Genomic DNA, 7,365 nt, shown 5'->3' with positions numbered 1-7,365 from the left:
CACCGCCCCTGGCCGACTGGACGTTGCAGCCCCGTCAGCCCGCGTCCCGGTCCCCGAGGAGACCGGTCGCGGCCCGCTTCCTTCCGCTCCCGCCGCCGCTTCGGTTCGCCGGCCGAGCGAGCCTCCCTTGCGACGGGACGGGAACAGTATGGACCGGGTTCCAGCTATGGCGGGTTCAGGACGCTACTCGGAGGATGATCTGCAGGGGGATCAAAGGGTTGGGTTCTGAAAGTCGTCTGGCTGGCGGCGAAAGGCCAGCACTGACAACGCCGTGCATCCCCGCGAAGGCGGGGATGCACGGATGAGGGAGAGGCCTCACCGTCTCCTCCCTGTTCGCGGAGCGAATGGGGAGACCTTCCGCGGCGCGGCGTCGCGCCGTGAGGGAGGGGCCGCCGGCCTGCGCACGGCCCGTCGTCGGATCGCATGCGATCCGCCTCCACCCCTCCACCGCTTCGCGGTCCCCCTCCCCACTGCGTGGGGAGGAGACAGACGGGGGTCAGTGGACCGTCTGGACCTCGACGGTCACGCCCTCGGACACCGGGGTGATCGGCACGGAGACCGAGGGGCCGGCGTTGGGGAAGTTGCTCTCGTCGCGGTTGGGCGCGAGGCCCTTTTCCAGCAGGTCCTTGATCTCCTGACCGGACAGGGTCTCGTACTCCAGCAGGGCCTGGGCCAGGGTCTCCAGATCGGCGGCCTTGTCGGTCAGGATCTTGCGGGCCTCGTCCCAGCCGGCGCCGACGATGCGCTTGACCTCGGAATCGATGATCCGGGCGGTCTCTTCCGAGACATTCTGGCTGCGCGCGACCGAGTGGCCGAGGAAGACCTCCTGCTCGTTCTCGCCATAGGCGACGGTGCCGAGGATGTCGGAGAAGCCCCACTGGGTGACCATGCGGCGGGCCAGTTTCGAGGCCTGCTGAATGTCCGACGATGCGCCCGAGGTGATGTTCTCCTTGCCGAAGATCAGCTCCTCGGCCACGCGGCCGCCGGCCATGATGGCGATGCGGTCGACCATCTGCTGGTATTTCATGGAATAGCGGTCGCCTTCCGGCAGCTGCATCACCATGCCGAGGGCCTGGCCGCGCGGGACGATGGTCGCCTTGTGCACCGGGTCGGCCATCTTGACGTTCATGGCCACGATGGCGTGGCCGCCCTCGTGATAGGCGGTCAGGCGGCGTTCTTCCTCGTTCATGGCCATGGATTTGCGCTCGGCGCCCATCATGACCTTGTCCTTGGCGTCCTCGAAGTCGCGGTGGGTGACCATGCGGCGGTCCTTGCGGGCCGCCATCAGGGCCGCCTCATTGACCAGATTGGCCAGATCGGCGCCGGAGAAGCCGGGGGTGCCGCGGGCGATGGTCTTGACCACCACGTCCGAGGCCAGGGGCACGTCCTTCATGTGGACGCGCAGGATCTTCTCGCGGCCGTTCACGTCCGGATTGGGCACCACGACCTGGCGGTCGAAGCGGCCGGGACGCAGCAGGGCCGGGTCCAGCACGTCGGGACGGTTGGTGGCGGCGATCAGGATGATGCCCTCATTGGCCTCGAAGCCGTCCATCTCGACCAGCAGCTGGTTGAGGGTCTGTTCGCGCTCGTCATTGCCGCCGCCCAGTCCGGCGCCGCGGTGACGGCCGACGGCGTCGATTTCGTCGATGAAGATGATGCACGGAGCATTTTTCTTCGCTTGTTCGAACATGTCGCGCACGCGGCTGGCGCCCACGCCGACGAACATCTCGACGAAGTCGGAGCCCGAGATGGAGAAGAAGGGCACGCCGGCCTCGCCCGCGACGGCGCGGGCCAGCAGGGTCTTGCCGGTGCCGGGAGGGCCCACCAGCAGGGCGCCCTTGGGGATCTTGCCGCCCAGCTTCTGGAACTTGCCCGGGTCCTTGAGGAAGTCGACGACCTCCTGCAGCTCCTCCTTGGCCTCGTCCACGCCGGCGACGTCGTCGAAGGTCTTGCGGCCCTTGTGCTCGGTCAGCAGCTTGGCCTTGGACTTGCCGAACCCCATGGCGCCGCGCGCGCCGCCCTGCATCTGGCGCATGATCAGCACCCACAGGCCGATGATCAGGACGAAGGGCAGCAGGCCGATCAGGGCGCTGACCCAGATCGACTGCTTCGTGCTTTGGGGGTCCACAATCGCGCCGGCTTCGGCGATGCTGTCCAGCAGCGGCGCGTTGGGCATGGGCGTCGTGACGGTGACGACCCGATTGTCCTTCAGCGTGACCTTCAAGGTCTCGCCCCGCGACTCGACGCGGAGGATGTCCCCCGCGGTCCGCGCCTTGAGCAGGTCGGAATAGGTCATCTCCTGGGGCCGTTCGGCGGCGGCCTTGGCCCCGGCCGGGGCCGCGATGCCGCCCGGGCGGCTGACCGCCACATAGACGGCCATCGCGCCCAGGATGATGAGGCCCCAGAAGGCCAGGTTGCGCAGGTTCATGCTCGTCTCGTTCCTCGGGCGCAGAGGCGCCCCGTCACTGATGTCAGGTCGAAAATAGGGGGTTCGAAGGCGTTGCGCCATGGATGACGGCGCCCAGGTCCCTTTCGTGCGTCATTCGGTCCAGCGCGAGCGCCAGTCTCTGTTCGACCAGCGACCGCGTCCTGGCGGCCGTCTGTGCAAGAACCGGGGCGCCGCCGCCGTTCCGGATCAGGACAGGCCAGCCGCCGCGGGCCGCGGGCGGCAGGGCCTTCAGGGCGGCGCGGTCGGGACCGGACAGGGCGGCCATGCGGCCCGCCGCGGGGACGACGGACCAGCCGGGCTGGTCGGCCGCGATGGCCCAGCGGCCGTCCCAGACCGCCTCGAGGCCGGGCGTGAGCGGCAATGGCGGCGGAGGGCGGCGGGTCAGCTCGCCGGGCTCGCGGGTGATGAGGACGGCGTCGCCGTCAGCCGCGATGCGGGCGCCGCAGAGGGTGGCGGTGAAATCTCCGCCCGGGCGGAGACGCGCCAGCAGGCCGGTCAGCCGGTCGCCGCGCGGGGTGCGTTCGCCGCCGCCCGCGCAGACGAGGGCGGCGGCGAGGGTGTGGGAGTCGAGGTCGCGGGGGAGCTGGAACCACCCCTCTCCCTGCGGGAGAGGGCTTGAGCGCACGGCGGCGAAGCCGTCGTTCTGGCGCTCAAGGGTGAGGGTCGGCTGTCTGGTGGCGGCTTCGCCGCTCGACCGGTCGACCCTCATCCGGCGCTGCGCGCCACCTTCTCCCGCCGGGAGAAGGGACAGGCGGGCGCGGCTCCTGGCGTATGTCGGATCGTCGTTGGCCGGGTCGTCGATCCAGCTCGCCCCGCGCGCCGCCAGCCAGTCGCGGACCTCGGTCCGGCCGGCGTCCAGCATGGGGCGCAGCAGCATCAGGCCCCGCCCCTCGGGCCAGGCCGGGGACGGGGCCCAGTCGCGCAGCCGGCCGAGGGTCGATCCTTCGGCCCGCATCACTTCGCCCTCGGCCGCGTCGTCGGCGGTGTGGGCGAACAGGACGACGCGCGCGCCGGCTTCGCGGGCGGCGTCGGCGATCAGGGCGTGGCGGGCGCGGCGGGCCGCGGCCGGCAGGCCGGCGGCGGGCCTGGGTCCGGTCCAGACGAGGCCACGCCATTCAGCCCCCACCTCGCGGGCGGCCTGTCGGGCGAAGCCGTTCCAGCGGGCGCTGTCGGGGTTCAGACCGTGGTCGACGGTCAAGGCCAGAAGCCGCCGCCCGTTCGCCTGCGCCCACCCGGCGGCGACATCGAGCAGGGCGATGGAGTCGCCGCCGCCCGACAGGGCCAGGGCGAGCGGATGACCGACGTTGCGCTCCAGCCGGGCGGACAGGCGGGCCAGAACGGGCCCGGTCCAGTCGTTGAAGGTCTGGATCAGCCCGGCCGCCGGGCCGGCGCCGCCGCGGGTGCAGCGCAGCCGATGCGGGTCCGCGCCTCGGCCGCGCGGGCGCGCACGGCCGGGGCCGCGGCCTCGGCGTAGCGGCGTCCGAACTCGGTCAGGGCGGTGCAGGCCTGGGTCTTGCGGTCGCTGGCGTTCAGCGCATTGGCCAGCTCCAGCGTGGTCGCGGGGGCCCAGGGCGTGGCCGGCCAGCCGCGCAGGGCGGCGGCGTAGGCGGACACCGCGCCGGCGTGATCCCCGGCCGAGACGCGCAGGTCGCCCAGACGGCTGGAAGCCTCCCGGGCCTGGGGCGTCTCGGGCCAGGCGGCGATGACGGTCTGAAGGGCGCGGTCGCCGCGCGCCGGGTCGCTGGCGGCGAGACGGGCGGCGGCGGCCAGGTCGCGGGCGGCGTCGCCGGTCGGCGAGGTGGTCGGGATGGGGGCGCTCAGCTCGGCCGCGCGGGCGGCGGCCTCCTCCATGGCGCGGATGCGGCCCTCGGCGTCGCGCAGGCGGGTGGTCAGGGCGCCGTTGTCGCGCGTGGCCTCGTCGAGCTGGAAGGTCAGCCGCTCGAGGTCGCCGTTCACGCGCTGGACCGTGGCCTCCATGTCGGCGAGGCGGCGGTCCATCAGGCCGACGCGGCCCTGCAGGGCCACGACCTCGGGGTCGGGCTCGATGATGACGGGCTGGCCGGCGGCGTTGCGCTGGGTCACCGCGCGCTCGAGACGGCGGACGTTGCGGTCCAGCTGGTCGAGCCGGCGCTTGTCCCACTGGATCGGCTCCAGCGGCGCGGTCTGGGCCACGACCGTGGTGGTCCCGGCGATCAGGATCACGCCCAGGACCGAGACCAGGGCGTTGCGGGTGCGGAGGGCGGCGGGCAGCTTCAGCATGGTCGTTGTCGTCCCACCGTTTTGGGGCCGGTTCAAGACGGGGCGGAAGGGGCCGGCGCGGGCCGGCCCCTTCGCGGTCCCCGTCCTAGCGCGTCGCGCCCGAAACGATGGCGGTGTGGGCGTTGCGGTTGCGGGCGAAGGCCTCCTCGGTCGAACCGGCCGCGATCGGCCGCTCCTTGCCGTAGCTGATGGTGTCGATGCGGCCGGCGGAGACGCCGCGCTCCACCAGGTAGCTGCGCACCGATTCGGCGCGGCGGGCGCCGAGGGCGAGGTTGTACTCGCGGGTACCGCGTTCGTCGGCGTTGCCCTCGATGCGGACCGTCACGTTCGGATAGCGCTGCAGCCAGGCGACCTGGGCGTCCATGCGCGGATAGGCCTCGGGGCGGATCTGATAGCTGTCGAGGTCGAAATAGACGCGGTCGCCGACGTTGACGACGAAGTCCTGCTCGGAACCCGGAGCGGCGGCGCCGACGGCGCCTCCCGTAATCGGAGCGGCGCTGTTGTCATTGTATTGTTCGTTGCCGGCCGGCGGCACGCTCTCGCCGGCGCCGGTGTCGGCGGGACGGCGCGGGGTGCAGGCGGCGATGGCGGTCACGGCCAGGCCAACGGCGGCCAGACGGACCAGGGTCGAGGGCTTCATCATCGATCGTCTCCTTCAGGTGAGGTCTGGGCCTCAAGCTTGGCTTTAAAGGGTTGCTACTGACGCGCCACCGGTTTCACCAGTCGCGATAACGCGGGTTCGAGCCATATGGCTCCGCTTTGGAGTCAGGTCGGGCAGCCGTCGGGGCCGCCGCCGCCCAGATTGGACGGCTGTTCGTCCAGAAGGGGCGACCAGGCCGGGTCGGAGCCACGGCCGTTGTAGCCGGCCTGGGACACCACCCGGCCGGACAGGTCGACGGTCCACAGCCGGGTGTCGCCGCCCGGGCTCTGGCGCGCGAACATGATGTAGCGGCCGTTGGGGGCCCAGGAGGGGCCTTCCTCGAAATAGCTGGACGACAGGATGCGCTCGCCCGAGCCGTCGGGCCGCATGACGCCGGTCGAGAACCGGCCGCCGCCCTGTTTGGTGAAGGCGATCAGATCGCCGCGCGGGCTCCAGTTCGGGGCGGTGTACAGGCCGCCGCCGCGGGCGATGGCGCGCTGTCCCGTGCCGTCGGCGCGCATGACGTACAGGCGGGCGCTGCCGGACCGGTCCGAGGTGAAGACGATCTGGCTGTTGTCGGGGCTGAAGGACGGCGAGGTGTCGATGCCGGGGTCCGAGGTCAGGCGCCGCACCTGCCGGCTGGACAGGTCCATCACATAGACGTCGGTATTGCCGCCGCGAATGATCGAAAAGGCCATCTTCGACCCGTCGTTCGAGAATCGCGGAGCCAGCACCTGGCCATCGAACTCGCCAAGGCTCTCGCGACGCTGGGTCGACAGGTTGAACAGGTAGATGCGGCTGTAGTCCTTGCCCAGCGCCACATAGGTGATCTCGTTGGGGTCGCTCAGCGAGAAGCGCGGCGACATGATGATCTCTTCGCCCTGGGTCAGATAGACGGGGTTGAAGCCGTCCTGGTCCGAGATCGTCAGACGCGACAGGCGGTTCAGCTGGGTGCCGCTTTCGGAGACGAAGACCACACGGCTGTCGAACAGGCCGGTTTCGCCCGTCATGCGCTGATAGATCAGGTCGGCGATCTTGTGGCCGATGCGGCGCCACTGCTCGGGCGTGGCGGTGAACTGGTACGAGGCCAGCTGGCACTGGCGATAGGGGTCGTAAAGGCGGAAGCCGTAGTCGTTGCGCTGATCCGGGCGGGGCGTGACCGCGCCGTACAGGACGGCCTGGGCGCCGATCGAGGTCCACTGCGGGAAGTTGGGCGCATTGGCCAGGGTCAGGCCGGTCTCGACGAAGCTGGCCGGGTCCATCGGCTCGAAATAGCCCGAGCGCCGCAGGTCGGCGCGGATGACGCCGCCCAGGTCGGCGCCGTTCGGGCCGTCGAAATTGACGACGGCGATCTGCAGCGGGCGCAGCACGCCCTGGTCGATCTCGACCTCGACCGGGTCGCCGGATTGCGGAGGCGGGGTCTGGGCCATGACCGAAGTCGCCGTCATCGCCACGAGGGCGACGCTCGCCAGCAGTCGGTTCAATCGCATCAGGGGCTCCCGCGGTGTCAGTCCTACACCGGTCCTTATCGCCAGACCGTGCGCATAAGGCCAGCATCGCCGTGATTGGGGCGACTTTCAGGCCCTGTCACGCTTCGTCAGCGATTGGCGCAGGCGCGTTCCGTCACGAAGGTGGGGCGGAAGCGCCCGCCTTCGAAACCCGTGGGCACGTTGAACGGCGCCGTCTGCCGAATCGCGCGCACGGCGCCGTCGGCCGCCGCACGCCAGACAGGATCCGATCGCTGGCCGAGCAGGGTCGGTCCCGCGGTGATCCGGCCCCGTTCGTCCAGGGTGACGTCCATCTGGATGCGCAGATCGCGCGCGCCCGGGATGTCGCACGGCAGAATCCAGTTGTCCTCCGCCTGGCTGAAAATGGCGGCGATCTGTGCGGGTCCCAGCGCCCGGGGCGCGGAGCCCTGACCTTGCTGGCCGGTCGGCGGTCGCGGACCCGGACGGGGCGCGGGGCGCGGCGGGCCGGCCAGGGAGTCGAGGTCCAGCGATTCCTCGCGGCGCGGAGG

At 71.2% G+C, this 7,365-nt stretch carries 6 protein-coding genes; all 6 read right to left on the bottom strand.

The window, feature by feature from the left end:
* Positions 1 to 496 precede the first annotated feature (496 nt).
* Complete coding sequence (ftsH, locus tag VN378_RS06805) at positions 497 to 2,428, bottom strand: ATP-dependent zinc metalloprotease FtsH (RefSeq protein WP_325742205.1); 1,932 nt, start codon at positions 2,426 to 2,428, stop codon at positions 497 to 499.
* 43 nt (positions 2,429 to 2,471) lie between these two features.
* The gene (tilS, locus tag VN378_RS06800; protein WP_325742209.1) at positions 2,472 to 3,764 is read right to left on the bottom strand and encodes a tRNA lysidine(34) synthetase TilS; all 1,293 of its coding nucleotides are present in this window, start codon (positions 3,762 to 3,764) and stop codon (positions 2,472 to 2,474) included.
* A gap of 53 nt (positions 3,765 to 3,817) precedes the next feature.
* A complete protein-coding gene (locus tag VN378_RS06795; RefSeq protein WP_325742203.1) occupies positions 3,818 to 4,708 on the bottom strand; it encodes a tol-pal system protein in 891 nt (296 codons plus the stop codon).
* Between the two features lie 85 nt (positions 4,709 to 4,793).
* The gene (gene pal, locus VN378_RS06790; protein ID WP_325742207.1) at positions 4,794 to 5,348 is read right to left on the bottom strand and encodes a peptidoglycan-associated lipoprotein Pal; all 555 of its coding nucleotides are present in this window, start codon (positions 5,346 to 5,348) and stop codon (positions 4,794 to 4,796) included.
* A gap of 125 nt (positions 5,349 to 5,473) precedes the next feature.
* Entirely contained in the window at positions 5,474 to 6,838 is a 1,365-nt protein-coding gene (gene tolB, locus VN378_RS06785; RefSeq protein ID WP_325742201.1) for a Tol-Pal system beta propeller repeat protein TolB, read from the bottom strand.
* Between the two features lie 107 nt (positions 6,839 to 6,945).
* A partial coding sequence (locus VN378_RS06780) for a hypothetical protein (RefSeq protein WP_325742199.1) occupies positions 6,946 to 7,365 on the bottom strand: 420 nt, incomplete at its 5' end.

This window comes from Brevundimonas sp. (genome assembly GCF_035561115.1).
In the GTDB taxonomy this organism is placed as follows: Bacteria; Pseudomonadota; Alphaproteobacteria; order Caulobacterales; family Caulobacteraceae; genus Brevundimonas.
The sequence above is the reverse complement of the archived record's forward strand: the minus strand, read 5'-3'. Positions and strand labels throughout refer to the sequence as shown.